The following is a 237-nucleotide window of genomic DNA, read 5'->3' as shown; positions in this document are numbered from 1 at the left end:
GTGTTGCGCTGCTTATGCTCTATAAAGTAGGCATAAACACCCAGCAGCATTTTGGAATAACCGACACGGGCAGACTTCACCACATTCACCTCACGGATGTAGTCGCTGCCCATCGCATTCATGATGGCCCGCTGAAAGGGCAGTGTTTCCCAGCGCCCTTCCTGGTATGCGGATTCTTTCGGGAGATAGTAATTAGCATCCGCCCATTCAACGGCGGTCTGTGGCTCCGGCCTGAAC

1 protein-coding gene is annotated in these 237 nt (G+C 53.6%); it reads right to left on the bottom strand.

All coding sequences use genetic code 11. The features are described 5' to 3' along the window. Window positions 1-237 (bottom strand): phage terminase large subunit family protein (locus V5P19_RS24475; RefSeq protein ID WP_334408107.1); only part of this gene is annotated, 237 nt, incomplete at both ends.

It is taken from the genome of Enterobacter sp. UNJFSC 003, assembly GCF_036903355.1.
GTDB lineage: Bacteria > Pseudomonadota > Gammaproteobacteria > Enterobacterales > Enterobacteriaceae > Enterobacter.
This window is presented reverse-complemented; position numbering and strand designations above follow the sequence as displayed.